The organism is Sphingomonas sp. F9_3S_D5_B_2, assembly GCF_054263715.1.
This window is the reverse complement of sequence record NZ_JBSZFB010000001.1, coordinates 324,309-350,745: the sequence shown is the minus strand read 5'-3', so window position 1 is coordinate 350,745 and position 26,437 is coordinate 324,309. Positions and strand designations below refer to the sequence as shown.

Sequence of the window (26,437 nt, the reverse complement as noted above, 5' to 3'; positions counted from 1 at the left end):
GCTTACTCTGCTGCCTTCCTCGTCATCCGCTCGCGGAAGCGGCGGGCCCAGCCGGCGATGCCTTTCTGCTCGTTGCGTTCGAGAGCGAGGCTGTCGGGCTCCACGTCGCGGGTGATCACCGAACCCGCTCCGACGATTGCGCCGTCGCCGATTGTGACCGGCGCCACCAGCGCAGAGTTCGAGCCGATGAACGCGCCCTCGCCAATCACGGTCGGATACTTGCCGAAGCCATCGTAATTGCAGGTGATAGTGCCGGCGCCGATGTTGGCGCGCGCTCCGACCTTCGCGTTGCCGATGTAGGACAGGTGGTTGACCTTGGCGCCGGCGCCCACCTCGGCGCTTTTCAGCTCAACGAAATTTCCCACGCGGGTGCCCTCACCCACCCGCGACCCCGGCCTGATCCGCGCGAAAGGCCCGACGCTTGCCCTCCCGCCGATCACTGCGCCCTCGATGTGGCTGAAGGCGTGGATCGTTGCGCCGTCCGCGACCGAAACTTGCGGGCCAAACACCACGTGCGGCTCGACCGTCACGTCGCGGCCGAGCCGCGTATCGAATGCGAACCAGACGCTTTCCGGATCGATGAGCGTGGCTCCGTCCTGAAGCGCCTGCTCGCGACGCCGCCGCTGCCATTCGAGTTCAAGATGGGCAAGCTCGGCCCGGCTATTCACGCCGGCCGTCTCGTAAGGGTCGCCTTCGATGACCACCGCCTGACGGCCCTCGGCCGCCGCGATGTTGACGATATCAGGCAAGTAGAATTCGCCAGCCGCATTGTCGTTGCCGACCTGATTCAGCCAGCGGAACAGGTCGGGCGCGTGGGCCGCCATCATGCCGGAATTGCACAGCCGAACCGCGCGTTCCTCCTCGGAGGCGTCACGAAATTCAACCATCTTGGCGATGCTGTCGCCCTCGCCAAGGATGATGCGCCCATAGCTCGCCGGATCGGCCGGCGACGACGCCAGGACCACGACGCCCGGCGCATCAGGTGCCGCCAACCGCTCGAGCATGCGCTCGAGGCTGTGCGGAGCGACGAACGGCGTATCGCCATAAAGGATCAGTACCGGACCCTCGTAACCTTCCAGCGCGGCTTGGGCCTGCTGCACCGCGTGACCCGTACCCTTCTGCTCCGCCTGGTGAGCGAGCGTAGCGTCACGGCCGGCAATGGCTGATTCAATCTGCTCGCGGCCTTTGCCGACGACGACGACGCGCCGCTCGGCGCCGAGCGCTTCGACCGTATCGAGCAGGTGCAGGAGCATTGGCCTGCTGGCGATCGGGTGAAGCACCTTGTGGGTGTCGGAACGCATCCGCGTGCCCTGCCCTGCGGCGAGGATCACAACGGCGAAACGGGGCAGGTCAGTCATCGCCGGCAGCATTGGCATGGCGCCCTGCCGAGCGCCAGTCTGGACCCGCTACCAGTTTGCGTAGGCTTCGTTCCCGACGAATCCGAACCTGCGCACGTGCTCGCGCTTCATAGTTACGAGAACGTCGGCAACGACTTCGTAGCGTACACGGGCGTCTGGTCGGAAACGCAGCTCCGGGACACGCTCCATCTGCTGCGTGGCCTCGAGGTTGTACTTCAGCCCCTCGCGCGTGATCGGCTGGCGCTTCCACAGCAGGCTGCCGCCGTGGGTGATTTCCAGCAGATTGAAGCCGTTCTTCGGCGGCGGAACCGTGCTTCGTTGCGGCAGGTCCAGCTTGATGGTGTGGCTCTGCACCGGGATGGTGACGATCAGCATCACAAGCAACACCAATAGTACGTCGATCAGCGGAGTGGTGTTCAGCTCGGTCATCAAGGCGGGCTGCACTTGCGGCATCGGGGAGTTCATGTGCGCCTCCATCACTGCTTGATATAACATCACAACGAAGCAGCGGAGTCAAAGAGCCCTCACCTGCACAGAAAAGGGCGGCCCCTGGCGGAGCCGCCCTCAAAAGCTTGCCAGGCGTGATCGCCTAGAAAGTGTTCATGTAATATTCGTTGCCGACGAAACCCATCTTCTGGACGTGGGCACGCTTCGTCACTGCAAGCACTTCGTCCACCAGTTCGTAGCGGGCGCTTGCTTCCGGCTGCAAGTGAAGCTCCGGAACCGGGTTCATCTGCTGGGTGACGTCGAGGTACTGGCGCAGCTGCACCAGGTTCACCGGAGCACCGTTCCACAGCACCTGGCCGTTTGCGGCGATGATGATCTTGTTCTTGTTGGGCTGAACCGGCGGCGGCGGGGTGTTGTTATTCACCGGCAGGTCCAGCTTAACCGCGTGAGTCTGCGGCGGGATGGTTACGATCAGCATGATCAGAAGCACCAGCATGACGTCGATCAACGGCGTCGTGTTGATGTCCATCATCGGCTCGCCTTCGGCATTATCGCCGGTTGTTTGCATCGCCATGGTTAGAGTTCCTGACTAACGGAAAGCATTTAGGAGCCGGCCTGCGGGCCCGGCTGCGAAATAAACCCGACGCGCTGGAAGCCGGCTTGCTGCATCGTGATGACGGCCGCGCCGATGCACTTGTACTGCGTGTTCACGTCGCCGCGGATGTGCGCTTCGGGCATGTTCTCGTCGTTGATGTTCGCAACTCCGCCGACCGCCTTGATCTGGTCTTCCAGCTTCTTCACGGCGCGGTCGAGCAGGTCCTTCTGGCTCATCTTGGTCATGTTCCAGTAGACCTCGCAGGTGCCGCCAGGACCGTTGCGCACGGTCAGAGCGACGTTCTCCGGCTTGGTCTGGGTGACCTCGTACCGGACCTTCGGCAGCTTCACGGGAATCGTCTGGATGACCACCGGAACGGTGATCAGGAAGATGATCAGCAGCACTAGCATCACGTCGACGAGCGGCGTGGTGTTGATGTCGGACATCGGGACGTCTTCGTCGCCCGAGCCCTGTCCAACGCTCATTGCCATAGATTGTACACTTTCCCTTCTCGGCCCCCGGAGAGGCCGGCGGGCCGGACGAGCCGGCCCGCTGCCGAGTTACTCCGCGCTGGTCGGGCTCGCCTGAGCGCCGGTCGCCGTGCGGCCGGTGCGAAGCGGCTCGCTGCCCGGCTGCGTCGGCGCACCCGCCGACTTGGTCTGGGCAGTGCCCTTGACCGCCGGACCAGTGGTTCCGCCGAGGCGCGGCTTCACTGCGCCGTCCGACATCATGTAGCCGTGCAGGTCGTTCGTGAACGCTGCAAGATCTTCCATGATCGTCTTGTTGCGACGGATCAGCCAGTTGTAGGCGAGCACCGCCGGAACCGCGACGACGAGGCCGAGTGCGGTCATGATCAGCGCTTCACCGACCGGGCCGGCAACCGTGGTGATCGAGGCGTCGCCCGAGGCGCCGATCTTGATCAGCGCGCGGTAGATGCCGACAACGGTACCGAACAGACCGATGAACGGAGCGGTCGAACCGACGGTGGCGAGGAAGGCCAGGCCTTCACCGAGGCGCGAGCCGATTGCGCCCTGGCTGCGCGCCAGGCTGTTGCCCATCCAGTCGTGCTGGTCGACCGGGTCGGTCAGCTTGCCGTGCTGCTCCTGCGCCAGGAGAGCGTCGTCAACGATGGCGCGGTAGGCGCTGCGGGCCTCGAGCTTGCCCGAAGCATCGCGCAGGTTAGGCGAGTTCCAGAAGCTGGATCGCACCTTGCGTCCCTGCGCGATGATCTTCTGCTGCTGCATCAACTTCGTGAAGAGGATGTAGAACGAGAAGACGGACATGCACGCGAGGATGATGAACACGCTCCAGCTGATGACGCCACCCTCATGAAGGGCGTTCATGATGCCGAAGTCTGTGTTGTTGCCAGTAGGGGCTGCTTGCATCTCTTTGCTTTCCTTCTGAAATCAATTTCGAACGGTTCGTGGCCGGATCACTCCGAAATGCGCCACGTGATGGAACGGGAATAGGTAGACGTAGTCGGATTTCCGCTGGCGTCCTGAGCCGGGCTGAACCGGGCGCGAGCCGAGAGAATCCGGCACGTAGTGCTCCTTAGCAGCGAAGATGCACTCCCCGAGGCACTGCACCCCGTGACGCGACCGCTGGGGCCAACCGTAAGACTGACGTTCACCGTGCCCTGGTCGCCGTTCTCGAGCGCGCTCGGCGGATAGTCATCGCCCTGGATCAGACCCTGCACGTCACCCGTGAGACTCCTCGGCTGCGTCTGCCGCGGCGGCGGAGGCGGCGGAGGGGGCGGCGGAGCCTGGCTGATGACCGGCATCGGCGGAGCCATCGGCGGCGGCGTCGTCCGGACGACGGTTTCGATCGTCGGCGGCGGCGGGGTGTTCATCCGCACCATCGGCGGCGGCACCATCGGCGGCGGCGGCACCTTCGGCATGTCCTTCGGCGGTGGCGGCGGCTGCTCGGGTGGCGGCGGCTGCTCTTCGACGTCGAACGTCTTCAGGTCCGAAGCAGCCTTCTTAAGGACGTTGTAGGCAAGCCCCGTGACAATCGCGTAGCCAATCGCAAACTGGATTAGCACGACGAGCACGATCGCCACTGTCCGGTTGCCGCTAATCTCTTTGCGTTGCGCGTAGGACATTAAGCCGCAGTTCTCCTCAACACGCCGCGGCTAACCGCGGCCGGCCCGAGCATCTGGACGAACGCCCGGTCCGCTTGGATGGATGACCGATGTGTCAACATATCATCGGCACGAAAGTTGGCATCCTCTATCCAAGCGTCAAAGGCGGCGCAACGGATTTTGTTCCACTTCCATCAACCCGGAACCAGCGGGGCTTCGTGGCTGATTTCAGCTTTGTGGCCAGACGCCGGGGAACGAGGCGATCTCAATCCCCACTGCTGCTGCGTCCGGATAGACGTCCGGCTTGGCCATGCGCAGGCGTAGCGCCCGAACCCCACGGATGGCGGCAAGCCGCTCGAAAATCGCGTGGGCGAGCGTCTCCTGCAGATTGTAGCGGCGCGCCGCCGTCAGTTCGAGCACCTGCGAGCGAACGAAATCGTAGTTCCACGCCCGGCTTGGGTCGTCATCCGCGGGAAGCTTCGAATCCTCGAGCCAGATCTCGACCGTCACGAGCAGCCGTTGCGGAGACCCGATCTCGAATTCGTGGAAGCCGATGTCCGCGGTCACCTCGAGCGATTCGAGCATGATTCGCGATGACCGCACCTTGAGGTGATCCGGTACCAGTCCCTTCAGAACAGTCGTCGCCGTGGTCATTGATGCTCCAGGAACTGCACGTCGCGCTCAACGGCCAAGAACCGCTGGCCCGAATCGATAACCAGCACCTGGCCTGTCACGCAGCGCGCTTCGACGAGATACCGTAGCGCCTGGACGATATCGTCCGGATCGACGCCCCGGCGGAGTGGATTGGCAGTGTGCATTGCAGCGAAATTCTCCTCGCTCTGGCCAGGCGAACGAAGGACCAGCGCCGGCGCGATGGCGTTCACCCGTATTCTCCGCGGCGCAAGCGCTCGGGCGGCAAGCTCGGTCAATCCCGCCAGCGCCTGTTTTGAAAGCGTGTAGCTGAGGAAGTCAGGATTGGGCGCAGCGACCTTGGAGTCGAGCAGGTTGACGACCAGAGCTTCAGCCCCTGGGGCAGAGCCGGCTGCGAAGCGCTCAATCAGGAGCGCGGGCCCACGAACGTTGGTCGCCATGTGCGAGTCGAATTCGGAGGTGTCGAAACTGCCAAACCCGTCGAAAGCAAAGCGAGCCGCATTGTTCACGAGCAGAGTGACGGGAGGCAGGCCTGCCGCAGCAGCAAATATCTGTTCGGCGCAATCAGTCCGCTCCAAATCGACCACCGTCCTAATCGCGCCGGCGGGCACCTCATCCGCGTCATTGTGGACGTGCGCGATCACAGCCCAGCCGTCCGCGAGGAGCGCGGATGCGATCGCCGCTCCGATCCGCTTGCCGGCGCCGGTTACGATTGCGGTACGGCTGGGTTCTGCGCTCATGGCTGGCCAGTCCTGCCTTGAGCGCGGGCACGAAGCAATCCAATGGCGGAGGGGAAATGCCGGAGAGCCATCCCCCGATCGAGCTGCGCGGGCTCCCTCTCGCCGAACTCGAACGCCACGCCGGCGAACGCCAGCTGCCGCCAGTGGAGCGCTGGGATCCCCCCTATTGCGGCCATTCCGAGATGCGCATTGCGCGCGACGGAACCTGGTACCACCAGGGTGCGCTTATCACGCGGCCGGCGATGACACGGCTGTTCGGGTCTGTGCTGAGGCGGGAGCCTGACGGTCGCCACATGCTGGTCACCCCGGTCGAGAAGCTCGAGATCGACGTCGAGGCAACTGCCTTCCGCGCGGTTGAGATGACCGTCGAGGGCATCGGCATCGAGCAGCGCATCGCGCTGCGCCTCGACAGCGGCGACATTGTCATCGTCGGGGCGGAGCATCCGTTGACGATCGTCGAAACGGAGAAAGGGCCCTCCCCTCGCGTGCTCGTACGCCACGGTCTGGAGGCGGAGCTCGCGCGACCGGTCTACTACGAGCTCGCCGAGCTCGCGCTCGCGTCGGGCCACAATCCGCCGGGAATCTGGAGCGACGGGGCCTTCTTCCCGCTGGAGAGCCCGGAGTGACTCTCGCAAACCGGCTGCGCACCGCCTTGGCCGAGCCGGCTGCGCTTCCGCCACTCGAAGGCGATCTCCCGGAACTCCGGGCGAGCGCGGCCACGCCGGCGGCAGTCCTCATTGCCATCACCGACCGGGCTAAGCCGGGCTTGCTGCTGACCGTCCGCCATGAGCGCCTGCGAACCCACGCCGGCGAGATCGCCTTCGCCGGCGGGCGGCTCGATCCCGGCGAGGACGCCGTCACCGGCGCGTTGCGCGAGGCACATGAGGAGCTTGGCCTGGATCCCGCGAGCGTCGACGTGGTCGGTTCGATCGATAATTACCGGACCGTGACCGGCTACGTGATCACTCCGGTGATCGGGGTCCTCTCACCGGACCAGCCGCTCGCTCCCCACGAGCCCGAAGTCGCCGACTGGTTCGAAGCGCCGCTTGCGTCCCTGCTCGACCCGGCCAACCACCGGCGGCGAAGCGCCGACTTGCGCGGGGTAGAGCGGCACTATTACGAGATCCAATGGGAGGACCGGAGGATCTGGGGGGCAACGGCAGCGATTATCGTCAACCTGTCGCGGCGATTGCAGTGGAGCTGAGGCTGGACGCCGCGAAGTGGCGGCGGTTGCGGGGCGCTGCGCGTGTTCTGACCGCCCTCGGCGCAGACGAGGGACTGACCCGCTACGTTGGCGGCGCGGTTCGCGACGATCTCATGGGCCTGCCGGTCAGCGACGTGGATCTCGCCACCCGGCTGCTTCCCGATGAAGTCATCCGCCGCCTCGAAGCAGCCCGCATCAAGGCTGTCCCGACCGGCATCGAGCACGGGACGGTCACCGCGGTCAGCGACGGGCACCCGTTCGAGATCACCACGCTTCGGCAGGATGTGTCGACAGACGGCCGCCGCGCGACGGTGGCGTTCACGGACGACTGGCAAACCGACGCCGCGCGTCGCGATTTCACGATCAACGCTCTGTTTGCCGACCCGCAAACGGGCGAGATCTTCGATTACTTCGGCGGGTCTGAAGACCTCGCCGAGCGCCGCGTCCGCTTCATCGGCGAGCCGCTGCAGCGCATTGCCGAGGACCATCTGCGCATCCTTCGCTTCTTCCGCTTTCATGCCCGCTTCGGCGCCGGCCAGCCGGACCCGGCAGGACTCGCTGCCTGCACCGCTCGCGCCAACGACCTGATGGCCTTGTCACGCGAGCGGATTGCGGACGAATTGCTGAAGCTGCTCGGTCTGCCGGACCCTGCCCCAACCGTCGGCATCATGCTCCAGCGCGGTATCCTCCGTCCGGTCCTGCCAGAGATCGAGCCAGAACGCCTGTGCGAGCTCCAGTCAGTGCTAGTAAGCGAGCGCGCCTCGGGCTTCGTGGCCGACCCGTTGCGGCGGCTGACGGCACTTCTCCCGCGCGATCCTGCCGTGGCCGAGCAGGTCGCCATCCGGCTCAAGCTCTCCAAGAAAGCGCGGAGTCGGCTCGCCTGCGGCGCCGGCACGAGCCTCGACACCTCCCCGCAAGCGCTCGCCTATCGGGTCGGCCACGAATGCGCCATCGATCGGCTGCTGCTTGCTGGACGCAGCGACGAGGCCGCTGGCCTCAGGGAATGGCGAAAGCCTTCGCTGCCGATCGGCGGCGGTATGCTCATCTCGCGCGGCGTTCCGGAAGGGCCCTTGGTGGCGCGGACGCTCAAGATGATCGAGGACGAATGGATCGATGCCGGCTTCCCCGCCGGCGCCGACTTCGAAACTTTGGTCGGCGATGCGCTTCGCTCCGGAAACTAGCGCACGCTGTCCAAGCTCGAGATTTCAACAACCAGCAGGAACACGGCGGCAAACAATCCTGCGCTCAGCAGAACGACCTGTTGCCGCCGGTCCATCTGGCACCGATCAGGCGTGCTGCGCGCGCGTCTCGCCGTCGCCCAGGCTCTTCACGAGCGGGATGATCTGCCACACCGCCGAAGCACCGACGAGCACGTAGACGATCCGGGACAGCACTGAGCCGGCGCCGAACAGCGCAGCGACCAGGTCGAAGTTGAAGAGGCCAACCAGCCCCCAGTTCAGTCCGCCGACAATCAGCAGAAGCAGGGTAACGGAATTGATGGCTCGCATGGGGGATTCTCCTGTCAAATCTGCCGGCCGTACAAGAGGGGACACGGCCGGCATTCTGACAGGGAGTTAAGGAGCCGCCGCTTCGTGAGCCATACGGACTTTGGCCGGTAGGTTAGAGACCGGCTTCGACCGCAATCCGAACGCCTTCCGCGCTGGTCGCTACGCCGAGGCGCTCGAGAAGCAGCGCGCGGTGCATCTTCACCGTCTTCTCGGCGATTCCCAGTTGGTATGCGATCTGCTTGTTGAGGAGTCCCGTCGCCATTCCGGCGAGAACCTGGCGCTGCCGCAGGGGCAGTTCGGCGACCCGTGCTCTCGCCCTCGCCTGCCGCACCGACAGTGCCGTCGCCTCGGTGGCGCCGAGATCCACTTGGGACCCGAGGAAGAAGGCGAGTTGCCCTTCATCGTCGAACAGCGGCGCGATCATGACTCCGTTGCGGAAGGCGGTTCCGTCCCGACGGAAGTTCAGGATGTCGACGAGGACGGAACGCTGGTGAACCACCGCTTCCCTGATCTGCTCGCTGATCCACGGCTCGGTGCCGTCGCCCGCAAGGAAGCGGCAGTTGCGGCCGACGACCTCATTCTCGCTGTAGCCGGTCAAAGCGCAGAAGGCCGAGTTGGCGATCTCGATAGGATTGTCGGGAGCCCGCGGGTTGGTGATCACCATCGCCAGCGGACTGGCGGCAACGGACTCGACAACATGTTGCTGCGGCGACGACATCTACCGCCTTTTGCCGGAAGTTTGCTTCCCCTGGCAACTTCTGGCGGCAGTTCAGCTCCCGCGCAGCTGTTCGGCGTAACCCTGCGCCAGCTCCTGATGCACCCGGCGTGCTGCTTCGGATTTCGCCTTCTTCGCAGCCGCCCGCTCGGCGCGCTCCCGCCGCCGCAGATATTCTTCCGACGCTTCAGTCATACTTTGTATCCAAGCCTTCTATCGTCTGGGCTGTTCTGCCCGGCTATCAGCCGAACGCCAGAGCTCGGCGATAACCTGGAGCAGTCCCCGCACGATTTTCACGCCCGATTCCCGGCGCTTGCGGCAGCCATCTAGTGCGGCTCGGAGGGCTCGATGTCGTGGAAGCGGCGATAGTCGATGGTCCGCGTCCCGTCCGCTGCCTGGCCGAGGATGTCGACGAAGCGGGTGTCCCAGCGAACGTCCGCCGGCGTGTAGGCCCAGCGGCCGTGCATCGTCTGCCCCGTCCGGTCGTCTGTCCCGGCAAGCACGACGATCAACTCCGACTGGGGAGGAGTTTCGGCACCCGGCATCCACTGCGCGATGGGGCTGTCCGCATCGATCGGATGCATGATCATCCAGGTCAGCGTGAAAACCGGGTTTTTCTCGCGGACGAGATTCAGGTCCTTGAACCTCCGCATCGTCGTTGCGCCGACCGTCTCGTCGACCAGGACGGAAACGGACGCCCGTGCCTCGAAGACGAGGTTGTGGCGAAGGTTCGCTGCCCGGAACATCAGCGTGGGCACGCCATCGACGTTGGCGACCACGGCTACCCGCGAGAACAGGATCCGAGCGGTCGGGCGTGAAAAGCGGGCGAATGCAATGCCGGTCGTGATCGCGAAGAACATCGCGCCCAACGTGATCTCGATCACCACCAGGACGTTCGCATAGACGGAGACGGGGTACATGTTGCCGTAGCCGACGGTCGCCACGGTATCGATGCTGAAGAACAAGGCTCGCCAGAACAGCGGCGCGTTCACCGGTCTTGCGCCCCAGTACACGCCCGTCGGGTCGAGCGAATATGCTGTCGCGAACAGCAGGTTAAGGACGACGAAAGCTCCGACGAACGTCAACGTCACCCGCGGCCACGTCATCCGCAGCAAGAGGTGATAGATGTCGGCGAAGCTCCACCGCGCCCGACCGATCGGCCGGACGTTCAGCGCGCGGTCGCTGCGCAGTGCCCGGCCAAGCGGCGGGTGGCTGGTGAGGTTACGGCGGCGACGGAACATCGCCGGCTTGTAGCGCGTGCCGGCCGGTGCGGGAACTCAACTGCAGTCAAAGGGGCGCACAGCGCCGCGTCCCGTCCTGTAGGGCTGACCCGTGATTACTTGTGCCCGCCGTGTCCGGCATTCTGCTTGCTGCCGGTACGGCTGTCGCTTTCGCCTTTCTCATGGGCCTTCTTGTTGCCGCCGATGTCGTGCTTGCGGGCCTGGTCGAAGTCGCCCTTCTTCTTGTGATCGGTCATCGCGAGTCCTCCTGAACTTGCGACTGAAACTCCCGGCCGGCGGCTCGGCTCCGGCCCAAGCGGCGAGCCGTTCGTCGGACACGCCGCAACCTTCGCAAGCGCGGGAGGTTCGCGGCTAAGGCTGTTCAACCACCAGGAGGCTCCAATGATCACTCGCACCGCGACCGCTCGCTACCAGGGCATGGGCAAGAACGGCCAGGGCTGGCTGTCGACGCAGTCCGGCGTACTTTCGCAGCAGCGCTTCGGGTTCAACACTCGTTTCGAGAATGAGCCGGGCACCAATCCGGAGGAGCTGATCGCCGCCGCGCACGCGGGATGCTTCACGATGGCACTCTCGTTCGCGCTCGCCGGAAAGGGCATCAGCGATGGAACGCTGGAGACGACGGCCCGCGTCAAGCTCGATCAGGACGGCGCCGGGTTCCGGGTCAGCCGCTCGGATCTCGAGCTTCGGGCTGACGTACCGGGCATCAGCGAGGAAGACCTGCGCGCGCTCGCTGACGATGCGAAGGCCAACTGCCCGATCTCGCAGCTTCTGAAGGCCGACATGGACCTGAAGGTCACCACGACGGCGCAGGCTTGAGCCGCACTAGCGGCGGCGCGATTTCCAGTAGTCCAGTGCTGCCTGGGATTCGAGCGGCCGAGCGAAATAATAGCCCTGCCCTGACGCGCAGCCAAGGGTTGCGAGCGTCGTCGCAAGCTCGACGGTCTCGATGCCCTCGGCCGTCGTCGACATGCCGAGCGCTTCCGCCAAGCTGAGCACTGCGCGGACAATGGCGACCGCGTCGGGATCCACCATCATGCCGGTAACGAAGCTCTTGTCGATCTTGAGGACGTCGATCGGCAGTCGCTGCAGGTACGCTAGGCTGGAATAACCGGTGCCGAAGTCATCCATCGCGACGGTGGCGTCGAGCGCCTTCAGCGCGTCGAACACGCGGGTTGCGCGGGCCGGATCCTGGACGATCGAGCTTTCCGTCAGCTCCAGGGTCAGCCGGTCGCCGGTCAACCCGCTCGACCTCAGCGCACTTGCGACGACATCGGCGATGTTGTCGCGCGCGACCTGAATGGCGGACAGGTTCACGCCGACATAGAGGGGCAGCTTCTCGCCGACCTCCCGGTCCCAGTCGGCGAGCGTTTGCGCCGCCTTGTCCATCGCCCAGCGGCCCAGCTGAAGGATCAGGCCGGATTCCTCGGCGACGGGAATGAACTCCGACGGGCTGATCTCGCCGCGGTCTTCGTGCGACCAGCGGGCGAGCGCCTCGAAGCCCGCCACGCGTCCGGAGCGGAGGTCGATCAGTGGCTGGTAGAAGAGCTTCAGCTCGTCCTTGTCGAGCGCGCGCCGGAGCTCGGTCTCAATGGAGAAGCGGCGGCGCGCTTCGGTCGACTGCTTGGGCTCATAAACCTGAGGACGGCCTTCGACCTTCGCCTGCTTGACGGCCAGCTGGGCGTTCCGGAACAGCTCCTCGGAATCCTGGCCGGCGCTCATGAGTGCAAGCCCGATTGCGCATTCGACCTTGATCTCGAGATCGGAGATCTTGAACGGCGTCGACAGCACCTGCTGGATGCGCTCGGCCGCCTTCAAGGCATCGGCGATCCCGCGGCGGAGCGAGACCAGAACCCCGAATTCGTTGCCGCCAGTGCGCGCCAGGACGTCACCGGCACGAAGCGCGAGGATCAGGCGGCGGGCGAAGGTAATCAGCAACTCGTCGCCGGCGAGGCTTCCCATCGACTCGTTGATGCGGCTGAACCGGCGCATGTCGACGACCAGCACGGCATGTTGAAGGTCGCGGGAGGCCGCATTGCCGGCATGTTCGACCGCTTCTGTGAAGGCGAGCCGGTTCGGAAGGCCGGTCAGGCTGTCCCGGAGCATCTCGGCCCGAAGCGTGCGTTCGGCCTGCACCTCCACAGTACGGTCGACGACGGAGAGGAGGCATCGCGGCTGCGCTTCGTCGCGGCGGGGGAGCGGCGCCAGCTTGACCCGCAGGTAGCGCGAGCCGATTCCCTCGCCATCGCGGAAGTCGAGTTCGCCCGTGACGTCGGTGCCGTCGAAGAAGGTCTGCAGCAGCTCGGCGATCGGACCGGACTTGAGGCACTTCGCTTCGTTCCAGTCCGCGGCAGTGCAGCTCGACAGCCTGACCGTTTCGAAAAAGCGTGTGTTGTGGGCGATGATCGTCAGCCCGCTATCCGCATCACGCTCAACGATGGCCGCGGCGATCGGCAGCGCATCGAGCAAACCCGTGTCGCCCGCAGCCGCAAGATGCGGTTTTGAGGTCGGTTTTTCCGTTCGCCGGTGCCTTGACGCACTCGGCAGGCGGTTTGCGGCAGCCTGCATGGGGTCGTCTATGGCCCCGATGAGTTAATTTTTCCCTCTGTGCGCGGTGGTAACGTTTAGCTGAAACGGTTGCTTCGCGGGAAACCGATTGGCGGCATTCTCCCGGCAGCGCCTCGCGCCGCACGCCACGGCGTCAGATCCGGCTCCGTGCGAACCCGCCCGCTTTCTCCGCCAAGCTGCCAGCTGAGCCCGCTCGCGAGCTTGAAGGCGATCGCGTCCGCCAGACCGCCATCGCGGTAGCGCTGCAGCGTCACCCCCTGCCCGCGAGCCAGTTCCGGAAGCTCGGACAGTGGGAAAACCAGCATCTTCCGGTTCTCGCCAATGACGGCAACGCTGTCCGCGTCTTGCGCGATCGGCTTGACGATGGCGACGCGGGCACCGGTCCGCAGGTTAACGAGTTGCTTGCCCTTGCGGGTCTCGGCGATCAGCGCCTCGCCGCTCGCCACGAAGCCCTTCCCGTCGGACGACGCGATCAGCAGCTTCGAGTCACTCCGGACGATCAAGAGGTCGACGATGTCGACTTCCGCGTCGAGGTCGATGAACAGCCGCACCGGCTCGCCAAAGCCGCGCGCACTCGGCAGCTTGTCGCCGCCCAGCGTGTAGACCCGCCCGTTCGACGCGAAGAGCGTTAGTTTGTCCGTGGTCTGCGCATGGAACTGGATCGAGGGTCCGTCACCCTCACGCCACTTGAGGTCGGCGACCTGGTCAAGCGCGCGATGGCCCTTCATCGCCCGGATCCAGCCGCGCTGCGACAGGATGACCGTGATCGGCTCCCGCTCGATCATCGACGACCAGTCGATCTCCCGGGCGATTGCCGCTGCCTCGATGCGGGTCCGGCGCTCGTCGGCGAACTTGTCCCGCAGCGTCGCCAGATCGCGCTTCAGCCGAGTGCGCTGGCGGGCGGGGCTCTCGACCAGCTTCACGAGCTCCTCCCGCTCCTTCGCAAGCGCGCCCCGCTCCTTGCCGATTTCCATCTCCTCGAGCCGCCGCAACGACCGCAGCCGCATGTTGAGGATCGCTTCGGCCTGCCGGTCGGTAAGCGAGAACTCCGCCATCAGGATCGGCTTGGGCTCGTCCTCGTGGCGGATGATCTCGATGACGCGGTCGAGGTTCAGGTAGGCGATCAGGAAGCCGTCGAGCAGCTCCATGCGGTCGTCGATCTTGCCGATCCGCACCTCGCTCCGGCGCACCAGCACTTCGAGTTGGAAGGCAAGCCACGCGGTGAGCGCTTCCTTGAGGCTCATCACACCGGGCGTGCGGGTCGCGTCGAGCACGTTGAGGTTGAGGGGGAAGCGAATCTCCAGGTCCGTCAGCCGGAACAGGCTCTCCAGCAGCAGGTCTGGCTCGACGGTGCGCGCCCGCGGCTCGAGTATCAGCCGCACTTCCTCGGCGCTCTCGTCGCGAACGTCGGCGAGGATCGGCAGCTTCTTGTCGGCGATCAGCTGAGCGATCTGCTCGATCAGCTTGGCCTTGGGCACGCCATACGGGATTTCGCTGACCAGCAGGTGCCAGCCGCCACCCTTCTCTCGCTCCACCTCAATCCGCGCGCGAAGCCGGAATGCGCCCCGGCCGCTGACGTAGGCGCGAGCGATCGTGTCCTCGTCGTCGACCAGCACGCCGCCGGTCGGGAAGTCCGGTCCTTTGACGAACTGCGTCAGCGCCCGGTCATCGACCTTCGGATTATCGATCAGCTCGGAGGCAGCGTCGATCAGCTCGCCGACGTTGTGCGGCGGGATCGAGGTCGCCATGCCGACCGCGATTCCGCTGGCGCCATTTGCAAGCAGGTTCGGGAAGAGCCCGGGGAAGACTTCCGGCTCCTCTTCCTCGCCATTGTAGGTTGGGCGGAAGTCGACCGTGCCGTCGTCAAGGCCGGTCATCAGCTGCATCGCGATCTGGGTCAGCCGCGCTTCGGTGTAGCGGTAGGCCGCGGCGTTATCGCCGTCGATGTTGCCGAAATTGCCCTGGCCGTCGACCAGAGGATAACGAAGCGCGAAATCCTGCGCGAGACGGACCATGGCGTCATAGACACTCTGGTCGCCGTGCGGATGGTACTTACCGATGACGTCGCCGACGACGCGGGCGGACTTCTTGTAGGCGCCCGCCGGATCGAGTCTCAGCAGCCGCATCGCCCACAGCAGCCGCCGGTGCACCGGCTTCAACCCGTCGCGGACGTCGGGCAGCGATCGCGCGGTGATCGTCGACAGGGCGTAGACAAGATATCGCTCGGAAAGAGCGGCGTCGAAGGGCGTGTCGATGGTCGTCGAGGGAAGTTCGTCAGCTTGCATTGCGCGGGCTTAGCAAGCAGCCGGGCGTCGCGTCACGCGGACTTTGCCCCGATTGCTCCACCCGGCCAGTTCGCATCGAGTTCGGCCTGTGCCCGCTCCATCTCCGGAAGCAGCCATTCCCGGAACCGCTTGACCTTGGGGACGGCGCGCCGCTCCGTCGGGTAGACCAGCCAATAAGCCCAGTTGCGCGTCGACACCCGTTCGGGAAACGGCACGACCAGCCGGCCCTGGGCAACGTCGCCCTTCCATAGGAACGGCGTCAGCAGAGCGAACCCTTGCCCCGCCATCGCCGCATGGCCTTCGTCAGCTTGGTTCTCGAGGCGGACGCCCGGTCGGCGGAAGATCGAGTCGTCGGCAGGGACGCCATTGTCGGCGAACCATTGCTGCCACCATTCGTCGGCCGGGCTGATGCGGTTCTGCTGCGGCATGTCAGACGGCATCAGCTTGCGGCCGAGGCGCCGTTCCGCCGCCTGCACGCACTCCGGGCTGGCCATCGGCGTGAAGCTGCCGAAGAACAGCCGGTGTTTGTCGAGCCCGTCCAGAGCGCCGCTGCCGGCGCGAATGGCGATGTCCGCGTCACCGGCGCGAAGGTCGACGATTTCGTTGCTCGTCGACAGCCGCACCGCCAAGTCGGGATGCTCCATCTGGAACGCTCCGAGCCGCCACGCTAGCCAGGTATTGGCCAGCGTATGGGTGGTCGTCACGGTGAGCAGCGAGTCATCGTCCGCCTTATGACTCGCGAACGCCGTCTCGAGCGCGTCGAAGGCGGTTGTCAGCGACGGCAGCAGCCGCGATCCGAGCGGCGTCAGCCGGACCCGCCCGCGCTCCCGGACGAACAGCGCCGCGCCGAGCCGATCCTCCAGGCTTTTGACCTGGTACGACACTGCTGCCTGGGTCATTCCGAGCTCGGCCGCGGCGGCGGTGAAGTTCTCGGTCCGCGCGGCGGCTTCGAACGCCCGAACGGCGGCTAGCGGCGGCAGTCTGCGCATCATCTTACCTCATAAGGCCAGTTTATCGACACTGTCGAGCGTTTGATTGGCGAAACGACGCCCTGAGGCCTAAATCGAGATCACCGCCGGCGGACCCGCCACTCCCCTCTTCCGCCGGCGGTCACGGCAGGAAAGGACTTGCGCCATGAATTTTGGCCTCAGCACCCGCTTGTTCATCGAAAACGGCCCCGTCGCGCAGAACGCGTTGGTCGAGTCCGGCCGCTCCACGGCCCGCACCTGGCGCATCCTGGACGCGGAACGCCGGCTCGCGGTCGTCGAGCAGGCGCTTCACCCGGCGAACGACTGCATCGACTCCTATCCCATCGCCCTCTGACGTGAGCAGGAGAGAAGAAAGGTGATCACCATGATCGACGAAATCTTCGACCGCACCTACCAGGCGAACCGCTCTGAGCTGAACGCCGGCATCACCGGTGCCTTCACGCGGTTCGCGGCAGCGCTCCGCAACGCCTTCGAGGTCCTGAACCGGATCGAATATCAGGCGCCGTGGACCGAGAGCGCCCGGGCCCGGCGTTGCAACTGAGCCGCCGGACAGCCCCCACCCGGAGCGTCATTTGCGGAGGAGCGGCGCCTCGCCTATAGGCGCCGCTCCTTCCTCTTTGTTGGAGTGACGCTCAGCCAATGGCCCGCCGCCGCCAGATCTACGAGGGCAAGGCCAAGATCCTCTACGAGGGTCCGGAGCCGGGTACCCTGATCCAGTATTTCAAGGACGACGCGACTGCGTTCAACGCCCAGAAGCGCGGCACCATCAGCGGCAAAGGCGTCCTCAACAACCGCATCTCGGAGCACATCTTCACCTCGCTCGCGGCAATCGGCGTGCCCACGCACTTCATCCGCCGAATCAACATGCGCGAGCAGCTGATCCGGCAGGTCGAGATCATCCCCATCGAGGTCGTGATCCGCAACGTTGCCGCCGGCTCCTTGTCGAAGCGGCTCGGCATCGAAGAGGGCACGCAGCTGCCCCGCACGATCATCGAATATTACTACAAGGACGATGCACTCGGCGATCCGATGATTGCCGACGAGCACATCGCCTGCTTCGGCTGGGCTACGCAGGAAGAAATGAACGACATCGCGGACATGGCGATCCGGGTGAACGACTTCCTGTCCGGCATGTTCGCGGCGATCGGCATCCGCCTGATCGACTTCAAGCTGGAGTTCGGCCGCGTCTGGGACGGCGACTACGCCCGCGTCATCCTCGCCGACGAGATCAGCCCGGACGGCTGCCGCCTGTGGGACATCAAGACCAACCAGAAGCTCGACAAGGACCGCTTCCGCCAGGACCTCGGCGGCGTCGAGGAAGCCTATCAGGAAGTCGCGCGCCGCCTCGGCCTGCTCCAGCCGGAGGAGGAAAGCGCCGTGCTCGACCTCGACAGCCACCGCAAGAAGCGCGGCAAGTAGGCCCGGAGCGGGTCTGCCCCTGGTCATTCCGCGACGGCGCGAATTCCCCAGAAGAATGTCCGCTTTCGACCCGTTGCGGACATTAGCGGCTCCGGTCACAACGCGCTGATGAAGACATTTCTGCTGCTCAGCGCGGCAGCGCTTTTCTGGACGGCCACCGCATCGGCTGGTCCTCCTCAATCTAGGCAGTCGCTCGCGCCAGCCGCGCAGATCGATAAGCCTCCGAGCCCCGCGAAGCTGCTGCTCATCCGTCGTTTTCTACGGGCAATTGGACTTCAGCAGCAGCTTGATAGCGGCAGCTTTCTCGAACGCTATGCCATTCCCGGCGGTGCCATGTGGCAAGTCTTAAACGGTCAGGCCCAGGTCGAAACTTTCAAAGGCGGTTTCGACAAGCGGATGACTGCCCTGAGAAGCGCCTATGCGAAACATCGAGCCGAATATCAGCAGGCTTACGAGGACCATGTGAACTGGGAGTTCACTGAGGCCGAGCTGGCGGAGATCGATGGCTTCTTGGAACGCCCAGTGGGCAAGCACTTCCTCGATGGCCGGTGGCGCATGGAGGCTTACGTGGGCACCAACACCGAGGAGTTAGAGGCTCAGATCGTAAAGGAAGCCGTGGCGAGTTTAGGGAAGTAGGGGAGTCCGCTTTCCACCCTTTCCTGCCGCAAGGGAGCAAATGGCAGCTTACGATCCATTGCAGACATCGGAAGTACTAGATTGCGCCTTGTGAACTCCCATCTGCCTACTGCATGAAGCGCACATGGACACGAAGGTGATCTCTAGAATGCGGACTGCCCCGGTTTGGATCGGGATCTTCGCAATCATAGTTTTAGCCGCCTACGTCATCCGCCGGGACCTGCATGGAAACGGCTTACAAGAAACCCTACTTTTCAAAGTCGCAGGGAACTTTGCGTTCGTCATCTTCTATGGTTGCGCCATTGCTGCCGTTATCAGTCAGTTTCTAATGTTCCGATGGAAAGACAACTGGCTGACGGTGAGCAATGGCACCATCTCAGTCGGTAGCCAGCGCGTCTCACTCAGCGAGGTTTCGAACGTCGAGGTTCTACGGAATGGGATCGGGTTGAAGGAACTCGTCCTGCATCGAGTTCATGGCCGCGACTTCAAAACAAAAGTTTATCTCTTGGCACGACCACTCGGACAGGTGGTCGCCGCGCTGAAAGTCTTCATCATCGAAAATGAAATCCGGAATCAGAGACGCGGTCGCTAAGCAGCGGCTTGCATGTCGGCTTCCAACCATCTCGGAGATTAGGTGACTACAAGGATGGCCTTGAAAAACCGGTTTGCTGGGACGTTCGTCAATTCTCGCGCAAGGCCGTCGCGCTTGTCGCCGTCGCCCAAAATGGCTGCTTCGACATAATCGAGATAACGAGAGCAGAAGCGCTCGTTCTCATCCTTCGGCGCCCAATACCAACGCTGCGTCTGAAGCACGGAAATCAAGTTGAGCATCTTGTCGGGAGGATGAGCAGCCAGTCCTTCAAAGGTCACATTCGCCGCATAGGCGAGGGAGGCGAGCCTCGCATCGAACGCTTCTTTGAGAGCTGAGTAACCTTGCGGGGCCTCTATCCGAGCAAGTCTCTGACGAGCCGCATTGAACTTCCCCGTCCCGGCGACGGATCTAACGCGAATAATCTGCCAAAGGAATCGGGCCACCCTGAACATCTGCGTGTCCAACTTCACGTCCGCAGCCTAGCCCCACACGCGAAGTTCGCAATGACGTGCCTGATGTCCGCATTCCACTCAAAGCGGACATTTGATCAGAATCGACGCCAGTCCATCGTCGAGACCGAACGCCACTGTCCTACGGCAGCCCGCTTGTGCTTAAGCCCTGCGCCATGATCGAAGTCCGCCCCTCGACGGCAGTGCAGTGGAACGGTGGCCGCGAGGCTCGCAATGACGCCGTCAGTGTGAACATTGGGAACATTCGGCGTCGATGAGCCTCCCCCGCACTCGTGTCGTCACGCTGAACGCGGCGCTCGGCCCGCTCGACTATCGTGTGCCCGACGGCATGCCGGTCGAGCCCGGGTCCGTCGTCGTCGCGCCGCTCGGGCCGCGCCAGCTGCTTGGCGTGGCGTGGGACGCGGAACGACTCCCGGCGGAGGAAGTCGGGGATAACCGACTGCGGCCCCTGGCGCGGGTTCTCGACGTGCGGCCGCTCGCGGCGCCGCTCCGCCGGCTCTGCGAGTGGACGGCCGACTATTACCTGAGCCCCCTCGCCTCGGTCCTGCGGATGGTGCTCCCCTCTTCGGCAGCTCTGGAAGGATCGCGCCAGCTTACCGAATACCGGCCGACCGGGGTTGTCCCCGACCGGCTGACCCCGCAGCGGGAGAAGGCGCTTGCCGCGCTTGAGGGTCGGCAGGGCACCGTGCGCGAGCTTGCCGACCATGCCGGAGTCAGCGACACCGTCCTTCGCGGGCTCGTCAATACCGGCGCGCTGGAGGCCGTGGCCGTCGACGCCGACCGTCCCCTCGCCTGCCCGGACCCGGAGTACGCGCCGCCCGATCTCAACGACGATCAGCGGGAAGCGGCGGCAAGCCTCTCTCAGGCAATCGGCAAGGGCTTCGATCCCGTCCTGCTCGATGGCGTGACCGGCTCGGGCAAGACCGAGGTCTATTTCGAAGCGATCGCCGAGTGCCTGAGACAGGGCAAGCAGGCGCTTGTCCTGCTTCCGGAGATCGCCCTCACCGAACCGTTCCTGAAGCGCTTCGAAGCGCGGTTCGGCTGCGCGCCCGTCGCCTGGCACTCGGACCTGCGCTCGTCGCAGCGGCGCCGCGCGTGGCGCGGGATTGCCAGCGGCGAGGCCGCAGTGACGGTCGGCGCCCGCTCGGCGCTGTTCCTCCCCTACCCCAACCTCGGCCTGATCGTCATCGACGAGGCGCACGAGCCGAGCTTCAAGCAGGAGGAGGGCGTCCAGTACCACGCCCGCGATACCGCGGTGATGCGGGGCCTCTTCGAGCAGATCCCGGTCGTCCTCTCGTCCGCGACTCCGGCGATCGAAAGCCGCCACATGGTCGAGGTCGGCCGCTATCGCGCCGTCAGCCTGCCGCAGCGGTTCGCTGGCGCAAGCATGCCCGAGATGCACGCGATCGACCTCACCCAGGACCCGCCGCCACGTGGGCGCTGGCTTGCCCCGGAGCTGGTCCGCGAGCTGGAAACGAACTTCGACCGGGGCGAGCAGTCGCTGCTCTTCCTCAACCGCCGTGGCTTCGCACCTCTGACGCTTTGCCGTCACTGCGGGCACCGCTTCCAATGCCCGAACTGCACCGCCTGGATGGTCGAGCACCGGCTGATGCACCGCCTCGCCTGCCACCATTGCGGCCACGTCATGCCCCCGCCGAAAGCCTGCCCCGAGTGCGGAACAGAGGACAGTCTCGTCCCCTGTGGCCCGGGCGTGGAGCGGATCGCCGACGAGGTCGCGGAGCTCTTCCCCGAGGCGCGAACGGCAATCGTCACTTCGGACACCATCTGGTCGCCGCAACGCGCCGCCGAATTCGTCGGAGCGATGGACGCCGGAGAAATCGACATCGTTGTCGGCACGCAGCTGGTTACCAAGGGCTATCACTTCCCGAACCTGACGCTGGTCGGCGTCGTCGACGCGGACCTCGGACTGTCGGGCGGCGACCTGCGAGCGGCCGAACGCAGCTTCCAGCAGATCCAGCAGGTTGCCGGCCGCGCCGGCCGCGGTGACAAGCCTGGCCGCGTGCTGGTCCAGACCCACGATCCCGACGCGCCCGTCATCGCCGCGCTCGTCTCCGGCGACGTCGACGGCTTCTACGCTGCGGAGACCGAAGCACGGCACGAAGCGGCAATGCCCCCGTTCGGTCGCCTAGCGGCGATCGTCATCTCCGCCGAGGATGCGCTGGAAACCGAAGAGGTTGCCCGCCGCATCGGCCACAGCGCTCCCGAAGTGGAGGGCCTGGCCGTGTACGGACCCGCGCCAGCCCCCCTGGCGATGCTTCGCGGCCGGCACCGTCAGCGCCTGCTCGTTCACGCCCGCCGCAGCCTCGACGTCCAGGACGTCATCCGGGACTGGTTAGCCGCCAACGACTGGAGCTCACGAGTCCGAGTCAGCGTCGACGTCGACCCCTACAGTTTTCTCTGAACTATGCCCGGCCCGCAACGGCTTGCTTCGCAGCAAGCAAGTGATAGCCTGCATGTGCCGAAGAGGGGGGCGAATGCGTACACTGCTGGCGATTTCCTTCGCGGCGACGATTGCCGCGGCAGGCACACCCGCGCACGCGGAATGGTGCAAGGCGACATCGAAGCACTTCATCATCTACGCAAACGAGAGCCCGCAGGACCTTGCCGGCTTCGCAACCCGGCTCGAGCGTTTCGACCAGGCAGTGCGGTACGTCCGCGGCATGGCAGACCCGCCAGTCGGCGACGGCAATCGCCTGACCGTCTTCGTACTTCCAAGCGTCGGAGCAGTGCAGAAACTCGCCGGCGGCAACCGCTTCGTGGAAGGGTTCTATACCGGCCGTGCTTCCGGGTCGTTCGCGTTCGTGCCGCGGCGGACCGACGCAGAGTATGACCATAATCCGTATGCCCTGGCTGCGGACACGATCTTCTTCCACGAATATTCCCATCACCTGATGTTCCAGTCGATCGACGAGCCGCTGCCGGAGTGGGTGGTCGAAGGGTTCGCCGAGTTCATGTCGACGGTGCACTTCGAAAGGAACGGTGACATCGGCATCGGCCAGCCGGCCAATCACCGGGCTTGGGGCCTGCTCAACGGCGCCCGCCTGCCCATCGAAACCATGCTTGCTGGCAACTACGCGAAGATCACGCCGGATCAGCACGAGTCAGTCTACGGGCGTGGCTGGCTGCTGATCCACTATCTGACCTTCGAGAAGGCGCGCTCCGGTCAACTCGACCGCTACGTGAGCTTGCTCGCGAAGGGCACGCCGGCGCTGGACGCGGCCCGGCTGGCGTTCGGAGACCTCAGGAAGCTCGATCGCGAACTCGACTCTTATCTCAACCGCAAGACGATGACCTACTTGCGATTGGCCGGCGCGAAGTTCCAGGCAGGGAAGATCGACGTCAGCCCTCTCACGGAAGGCGCCGCCAAGGTGATCATGCTGCGTATTCAGTCAAAGCGCGGCGTCGACAAGACGACTGCTGAACCTCTCGCCATACAGGTTCGCATGGTCGAGACCCGCTACCCTGGCGACGAGCTTGTCGAAGTGACGCTGGCCGAGGCGGAGATCGATGCAGGGCATGCCGAAGCAGCCGAAGCGGCCGCTGATCGTACGCTGGCAGTTAACCCCAACAATACCAAGGCACGCATCTTCAAAGCGCGAGCCTTGATCGAGCGTTCGCAGAAGCTACCTGCGGCGGAGCGGCATGCAGCGTTCGGCCGCGCCCGCGAGATCCTGGTTGCAGCCAACAAGCTCGACACCGAAGATCCGGAGGCGCTGCTCCAATTTTACGAAAGTTTCGTGCAGGAAGGCGTCCAGCCGAACGCGAACGCAGTCGCGGCGCTTCACTATGCATCCGATCTTGCCCCGCAGGACGAGGGATTGCGGCTGAACTCGGCCGTTCAGTATCTTGTCGACAGCAAGCCCGCCGATGCCAAGCACGCGCTCACTCCAATCGCCTACGACCCGCATGGCGGCAAGCTCTCGCAGTTGGCGCGCAACATGATCCAGAGCATCGATGCCGGCAAAGCAAAGGACGCGCTTGCGGTGGCCCACGCCGAAGCCGCTGAGCGGCCAGGCCCAAGCTAACCCGCGCAAGGATCTCAACTGAGTGGCTGAGCCTCCAGCGCAGCACCCGTGTCGGCGTCACGCCGCGCCCACATTGGCGACATAAGCTCGCCTTTCTTGATCGCGAGCCAGAGCAGCCAGAGGCCGAACAGCGTTGCGACGACGATGGCGATGATCGATGCCTCGAGGCCGAAGCCGTTGCCGGTCAGCAGCGGATCGCCGCTGAGCCGCGCATCGACCAGGCCGTGAACCTTGGTGCCGGAGACGGGGATGTCCCAGATCTCGCCCTGCGCGAAGTTCCAGGCCGCGTGCAGGCCCATCGGGAGCCACAGGCTCCGCGTCAGCATGTATGCCGCGCCGAGCATGACGCCTGCTTCGAAGGCGATGCCGATAGCCGCGATCGGCGTCGCGCTGGGGTTCATGAGGTGCGCTGCGCCAAAGAAGGCGGAGGTCACCAGGAGCGCCGCCCAGCTGCCGCCGAACTCCTCGATCCAGCGGAAGAGGATGCCGCGGAACAGCAGTTCTTCGGAGATCGCAGGGAAGATCGCGGACGCCAGCAGGGCCGGAAGGAGGTCGCTCGCGTCGCCTGGACCGGTGATCCGGTAAACTCCGAGCAGCGCGGCGACCGCTACCGCCACCGAGAACACGGCGACGCCGCCCGCCAGGCCGAGGCCCAGTCGACGCATCGCTGCAGGATCGCGAAAATCGTCCCGCGGATACCTGCCCATCCGGCGTATTACGAGGAAATAGGCCGCAAGCAGGATCGGGATCGCGATCAGATCGAGCATCATGTTGTCCGAGAACCCGGGGATCCTGGGAATGACGTACTTCCCGAGTATTCCCGCAGCCGCGAGACAGACGATCACGATCAGTACTGCAAGCACCATGGCCACGAGCGGAAACTCGATGATGCGGCGCCACAGCGGCCGCTTCTGCACTGCAGGCCCGTCGGTCAGGTCAGTCATGAATTGCTCTCCCCCAATTCGCCCGGTTGAGCCGAACGGCGGGAGCGCTGCAATAGATTATTCGACGAGCGGCAGTTCCGGAGAAACGGTGGCATGGCCCTCGGCATCCAGCAGCTTGCGCTTGCGGTCCAGTCCGCCCGCATAACCGCCGAGCGTTCCGTCACTGCGGATGACGCGGTGGCACGGGATCAGCACGGCGACGTGGTTGTCGCCGTTGGCAGTACCGACGGCTCGCACAGCGCCTGGCTGGCCGATGGCGGCGGCGATCTGCGCATAGCTGCGCGTCTCTCCGGGCGGGATCTTGCGGAGTTCGCGCCACACGGACTCCTGGAAAGCCGTGCCGGCAACATCGATCGGCAGGTCCCATGCCGCCAGCGGGTGCTCAATGGCGGCGATCGCACCTTCAATGAGTTCCTTGAGTGCTCCCGGGTCCTCGACGATCGCCGCCTTCGGAAAGCGGCGGCGCAGCGAGTCCGCCGTATCGTCGAAGGTCAGCCGGCAGATGCCCTTGCTGGTCGCGGCGATGAACATCTGCCCGATCGGGCTGTCGAAGTGGGTCCAGCGGATCGTTTCGCCGCGTCCGCCGTCGCGCCATGCCGATGGAGTCATTCCAAGCCTCTCCTTCGCATCGCTGTAGAAAGCGCTGGGACCCGCATAGCCGGCGTCATAGACTGCGTCGGTGACGCGGCCGGTCTGCTCGAGCGCCTCCTCAGCTCTCCGGTTTCGAAGTGCCCGCCCGTACTCGGCAGGCGAGACGCCGAGGTGGCGCTTGAAGAGCCGCTGGAAGTGATGCGGAGCGTAGCCGACGGCAGCAGCCAATTCGGCGAGGTTCGGCGCCTCCTCGGCCTGGTCGATCAGCGTCACCGCCCGTGCAACCGCCTCCCGGTCACGTCCAACCTCATCGGGCCGGCAGCGGAGACACGGCCGGAAGCCCGCCGACCGCGCCTCTTGCGCGGACGCGTAGAATTCGACGTTCTCGCGCCTCGGCCGCTTCGCCGGGCAGCTCGGCTTGCAGTAGATGCCCGTCGTTTTCACCGCGCCGATGACCCGCCCGTCCCAACTGCGGTCGCGCCGCTCGAACGCGGCCCACGCAGTATCCGGATCGAGACGTGACACGCTGGCCATGGGGTTCGGTCTACGATGCTCCGCCGGCTGTGCAAGCGACGCCATGATCTGCTCCTTCGGTTCCCGACCGGTCCTACGACCGCTAGAACAGCCCTGCTTCCGCTCGCTTGCGGTCAAACCCGAAGCCGCGCCTTGCATCGCCGCGCACCCCTTGCTACGGGCGCGCCAACCCATGGGGGCGTGCGGGGCTAAGTCTCGAACCACGCCCCGTTTTTTCGCCTCGTTTCGCATGGGGGCGGGGCAATTCCAGTTCTGGAGCTTTTCGCGCGTGGAGACATCCGGCGGCATTCGAGCCAGCTTAGCAGGGCGCTACGCGTCCGCTCTGTTCGACCTTGCGCGCGACCAGCGGCAGATCGACAGCGTCAGCCGCAGCCTCGATGCGCTCAACCAGGCGATCGCCGATTCGAAGGATTTCAGCGAACTGGTCAGCAGCCCCTTGGTCTCCCGCGAGGACGCGGGCCACGCACTCGCCTCGCTTGCACCGCAGCTCGGGCTCGATCCGATCACGACCAACTTCGTCGGTGTGCTCGCTCGTAACGGCCGCAAGCGCGAGCTTCGCTCCGTCATCCGCGCGTTCCGCCGGCTTGCCGCCGAGCACCGCGGCGAAACCACTGCCGAAATCACCACTGCGCGGCCGCTGAATGACGATCAGCTCGCGCAGCTCAAGCAGCAGCTTCGTGCCCGCGCCGGCCGCGACGTGAACCTCGACATGACCGTCGATCCGGCAATCCTTGGCGGGATTGTCGTCAAGCTGGGCAGCCAGCAGATCGACGCGTCGATCCGCACCAAACTCAACCGTCTCGCATCCGCGATGAAAGGCTAAGACA

At 64.9% G+C, this 26,437-nt stretch carries 31 protein-coding genes; 12 read left to right on the top strand and 19 right to left on the bottom strand.

Annotation, left to right across the window (positions count from 1 at the left end; genetic code table 11):
* Positions 1-2: 2 nt before the first annotated feature.
* From glmU to ACUXST_RS01645, 8 genes are all read right to left on the bottom strand, one after another.
* Positions 3-1,358, bottom strand: a complete 1,356-nt coding sequence (gene glmU, locus ACUXST_RS01680) for a bifunctional UDP-N-acetylglucosamine diphosphorylase/glucosamine-1-phosphate N-acetyltransferase GlmU (RefSeq protein ID WP_458388218.1) — start codon at positions 1,356-1,358, stop codon at positions 3-5.
* Positions 1,359-1,406: 48 nt separating this feature from the next.
* The gene (locus tag ACUXST_RS01675) at positions 1,407-1,823 is read right to left on the bottom strand and encodes an ExbD/TolR family protein (RefSeq protein WP_458388217.1); all 417 of its coding nucleotides are present in this window, start codon (positions 1,821-1,823) and stop codon (positions 1,407-1,409) included.
* A gap of 124 nt (positions 1,824-1,947) precedes the next feature.
* Entirely contained in the window at positions 1,948-2,379 is a 432-nt protein-coding gene (locus ACUXST_RS01670; RefSeq protein ID WP_458388216.1) for an ExbD/TolR family protein, read from the bottom strand.
* A 29-nt stretch (positions 2,380-2,408) separates the two neighbouring features.
* Positions 2,409-2,885: an ExbD/TolR family protein gene (locus ACUXST_RS01665; protein WP_458388988.1), complete on the bottom strand. Its 477-nt coding sequence runs from the start codon at positions 2,883-2,885 to the stop codon at positions 2,409-2,411.
* A 75-nt stretch (positions 2,886-2,960) separates the two neighbouring features.
* On the bottom strand, positions 2,961-3,785 hold the full coding sequence (locus ACUXST_RS01660; RefSeq protein ID WP_458388215.1) for a MotA/TolQ/ExbB proton channel family protein: 825 nt from the start codon (positions 3,783-3,785) through the stop codon (positions 2,961-2,963).
* A gap of 47 nt (positions 3,786-3,832) precedes the next feature.
* Complete coding sequence (locus ACUXST_RS01655) at positions 3,833-4,501, bottom strand: TonB family protein (RefSeq protein ID WP_458388214.1); 669 nt, start codon at positions 4,499-4,501, stop codon at positions 3,833-3,835.
* 207 nt (positions 4,502-4,708) lie between these two features.
* Positions 4,709-5,134, bottom strand: coding sequence for a dihydroneopterin aldolase (locus tag ACUXST_RS01650; protein WP_458388213.1), 426 nt, complete (start codon positions 5,132-5,134; stop codon positions 4,709-4,711).
* Complete coding sequence (locus ACUXST_RS01645; protein ID WP_458388212.1) at positions 5,131-5,871, bottom strand: SDR family oxidoreductase; 741 nt, start codon at positions 5,869-5,871, stop codon at positions 5,131-5,133. The genes ACUXST_RS01650 and ACUXST_RS01645 overlap by 4 nt, the downstream gene beginning before the upstream one ends.
* A 56-nt stretch (positions 5,872-5,927) precedes the next feature.
* On the opposite strand from ACUXST_RS01645, the gene ACUXST_RS01640 reads away from it, so the two are divergent.
* Genes ACUXST_RS01640 through ACUXST_RS01630 form a run of 3 tightly spaced genes read left to right on the top strand, consistent with a single transcriptional unit; the run spans position 5,928 to position 8,256 of the window.
* Positions 5,928-6,497: a DUF1285 domain-containing protein gene (locus ACUXST_RS01640; RefSeq protein ID WP_458388211.1), complete on the top strand. Its 570-nt coding sequence runs from the start codon at positions 5,928-5,930 to the stop codon at positions 6,495-6,497.
* Positions 6,494-7,075, top strand: a complete 582-nt coding sequence (locus tag ACUXST_RS01635; RefSeq protein ID WP_458388210.1) for a CoA pyrophosphatase — start codon at positions 6,494-6,496, stop codon at positions 7,073-7,075. Before ACUXST_RS01640 ends, ACUXST_RS01635 begins: the two co-directional genes overlap by 4 nt.
* Positions 7,066-8,256 carry a CCA tRNA nucleotidyltransferase gene (locus ACUXST_RS01630; protein ID WP_458388987.1) on the top strand — a complete coding sequence of 397 codons (1,191 nt, stop codon included), beginning with the start codon at positions 7,066-7,068 and terminating at the stop codon, positions 8,254-8,256. Before ACUXST_RS01635 ends, ACUXST_RS01630 begins: the two co-directional genes overlap by 10 nt.
* Positions 8,257-8,361: 105 nt before the next feature.
* Here the strand turns inward: ACUXST_RS01630 and ACUXST_RS01625 are convergent, their stop codons facing one another.
* From ACUXST_RS01625 to ACUXST_RS01605, 5 genes are all read right to left on the bottom strand, one after another.
* Entirely contained in the window at positions 8,362-8,583 is a 222-nt protein-coding gene (locus ACUXST_RS01625; RefSeq protein ID WP_458388209.1) for a DUF378 domain-containing protein, read from the bottom strand.
* 112 nt (positions 8,584-8,695) lie between these two features.
* Positions 8,696-9,301 (bottom strand): PAS domain-containing protein, encoded by a 606-nt coding sequence (locus ACUXST_RS01620; protein WP_458388208.1) that lies wholly within the window; start codon positions 9,299-9,301, stop codon positions 8,696-8,698.
* Between the two features lie 51 nt (positions 9,302-9,352).
* Entirely contained in the window at positions 9,353-9,493 is a 141-nt protein-coding gene (locus tag ACUXST_RS01615; RefSeq protein ID WP_458388207.1) for a hypothetical protein, read from the bottom strand.
* Positions 9,494-9,624: 131 nt separating this feature from the next.
* Positions 9,625-10,539, bottom strand: a complete 915-nt coding sequence (locus ACUXST_RS01610) for an ion channel (RefSeq protein ID WP_458388206.1) — start codon at positions 10,537-10,539, stop codon at positions 9,625-9,627.
* Positions 10,540-10,634: 95 nt separating this feature from the next.
* A complete protein-coding gene (locus ACUXST_RS01605; RefSeq protein WP_458388205.1) occupies positions 10,635-10,775 on the bottom strand; it encodes a hypothetical protein in 141 nt (46 codons plus the stop codon).
* Between the two features lie 145 nt (positions 10,776-10,920).
* On the opposite strand from ACUXST_RS01605, the gene ACUXST_RS01600 reads away from it, so the two are divergent.
* Entirely contained in the window at positions 10,921-11,355 is a 435-nt protein-coding gene (locus ACUXST_RS01600) for an OsmC family protein (RefSeq protein ID WP_458388204.1), read from the top strand.
* A gap of 6 nt (positions 11,356-11,361) precedes the next feature.
* Here the strand turns inward: ACUXST_RS01600 and ACUXST_RS01595 are convergent, their stop codons facing one another.
* The 3 genes from ACUXST_RS01595 to ACUXST_RS01585 form a co-directional block, all read right to left on the bottom strand.
* Complete coding sequence (locus ACUXST_RS01595; protein ID WP_458388203.1) at positions 11,362-13,005, bottom strand: putative bifunctional diguanylate cyclase/phosphodiesterase; 1,644 nt, start codon at positions 13,003-13,005, stop codon at positions 11,362-11,364.
* Between the two features lie 155 nt (positions 13,006-13,160).
* A complete protein-coding gene (gene parC / locus ACUXST_RS01590) occupies positions 13,161-15,389 on the bottom strand; it encodes a DNA topoisomerase IV subunit A (RefSeq protein ID WP_458388202.1) in 2,229 nt (742 codons plus the stop codon).
* Positions 15,390-15,421: 32 nt separating this feature from the next.
* Positions 15,422-16,381, bottom strand: coding sequence for a LysR substrate-binding domain-containing protein (locus ACUXST_RS01585; protein ID WP_458388201.1), 960 nt, complete (start codon positions 16,379-16,381; stop codon positions 15,422-15,424).
* Between the two features lie 142 nt (positions 16,382-16,523).
* Between ACUXST_RS01585 and ACUXST_RS01580 the strand changes: the two genes are divergently transcribed.
* The 5 genes from ACUXST_RS01580 (at position 16,524) to ACUXST_RS01560 (ending at position 19,025) form a co-directional block, all read left to right on the top strand.
* Positions 16,524-16,712 carry a hypothetical protein gene (locus ACUXST_RS01580; RefSeq protein ID WP_458388200.1) on the top strand — a complete coding sequence of 63 codons (189 nt, stop codon included), beginning with the start codon at positions 16,524-16,526 and terminating at the stop codon, positions 16,710-16,712.
* A 30-nt stretch (positions 16,713-16,742) separates the two neighbouring features.
* Positions 16,743-16,919: a hypothetical protein gene (locus tag ACUXST_RS01575; RefSeq protein ID WP_458388199.1), complete on the top strand. Its 177-nt coding sequence runs from the start codon at positions 16,743-16,745 to the stop codon at positions 16,917-16,919.
* 98 nt (positions 16,920-17,017) lie between these two features.
* Positions 17,018-17,797: a phosphoribosylaminoimidazolesuccinocarboxamide synthase gene (gene purC / locus ACUXST_RS01570; RefSeq protein WP_458388198.1), complete on the top strand. Its 780-nt coding sequence runs from the start codon at positions 17,018-17,020 to the stop codon at positions 17,795-17,797.
* A gap of 108 nt (positions 17,798-17,905) precedes the next feature.
* Positions 17,906-18,433, top strand: coding sequence for a hypothetical protein (locus ACUXST_RS01565; protein WP_458388197.1), 528 nt, complete (start codon positions 17,906-17,908; stop codon positions 18,431-18,433).
* 124 nt (positions 18,434-18,557) lie between these two features.
* On the top strand, positions 18,558-19,025 hold the full coding sequence (locus ACUXST_RS01560; protein ID WP_458388196.1) for a hypothetical protein: 468 nt from the start codon (positions 18,558-18,560) through the stop codon (positions 19,023-19,025).
* A gap of 38 nt (positions 19,026-19,063) precedes the next feature.
* Here the strand turns inward: ACUXST_RS01560 and ACUXST_RS01555 are convergent, their stop codons facing one another.
* A complete protein-coding gene (locus tag ACUXST_RS01555) occupies positions 19,064-19,495 on the bottom strand; it encodes a hypothetical protein (protein ID WP_458388195.1) in 432 nt (143 codons plus the stop codon).
* Between the two features lie 253 nt (positions 19,496-19,748).
* On the opposite strand from ACUXST_RS01555, the gene ACUXST_RS01550 reads away from it, so the two are divergent.
* Together ACUXST_RS01550 and ACUXST_RS01545 are read left to right on the top strand one after the other, a co-directional pair.
* Complete coding sequence (locus tag ACUXST_RS01550; RefSeq protein ID WP_458388194.1) at positions 19,749-21,917, top strand: primosomal protein N'; 2,169 nt, start codon at positions 19,749-19,751, stop codon at positions 21,915-21,917.
* 73 nt (positions 21,918-21,990) lie between these two features.
* On the top strand, positions 21,991-23,541 hold the full coding sequence (locus ACUXST_RS01545) for a hypothetical protein (RefSeq protein ID WP_458388193.1): 1,551 nt from the start codon (positions 21,991-21,993) through the stop codon (positions 23,539-23,541).
* 14 nt (positions 23,542-23,555) lie between these two features.
* Here ACUXST_RS01545 and ACUXST_RS01540 read toward each other — a convergent pair whose 3' ends face one another.
* Positions 23,556-24,485 (bottom strand): CPBP family intramembrane glutamic endopeptidase, encoded by a 930-nt coding sequence (locus tag ACUXST_RS01540; protein WP_458388192.1) that lies wholly within the window; start codon positions 24,483-24,485, stop codon positions 23,556-23,558.
* A 57-nt stretch (positions 24,486-24,542) separates the two neighbouring features.
* Entirely contained in the window at positions 24,543-25,610 is a 1,068-nt protein-coding gene (locus ACUXST_RS01535) for a bifunctional transcriptional activator/DNA repair enzyme AdaA (protein WP_458388191.1), read from the bottom strand.
* A gap of 268 nt (positions 25,611-25,878) precedes the next feature.
* Between ACUXST_RS01535 and ACUXST_RS01530 the strand changes: the two genes are divergently transcribed.
* Complete coding sequence (locus ACUXST_RS01530) at positions 25,879-26,433, top strand: F0F1 ATP synthase subunit delta (protein WP_458388986.1); 555 nt, start codon at positions 25,879-25,881, stop codon at positions 26,431-26,433.
* Positions 26,434-26,437 lie beyond the last annotated feature (4 nt).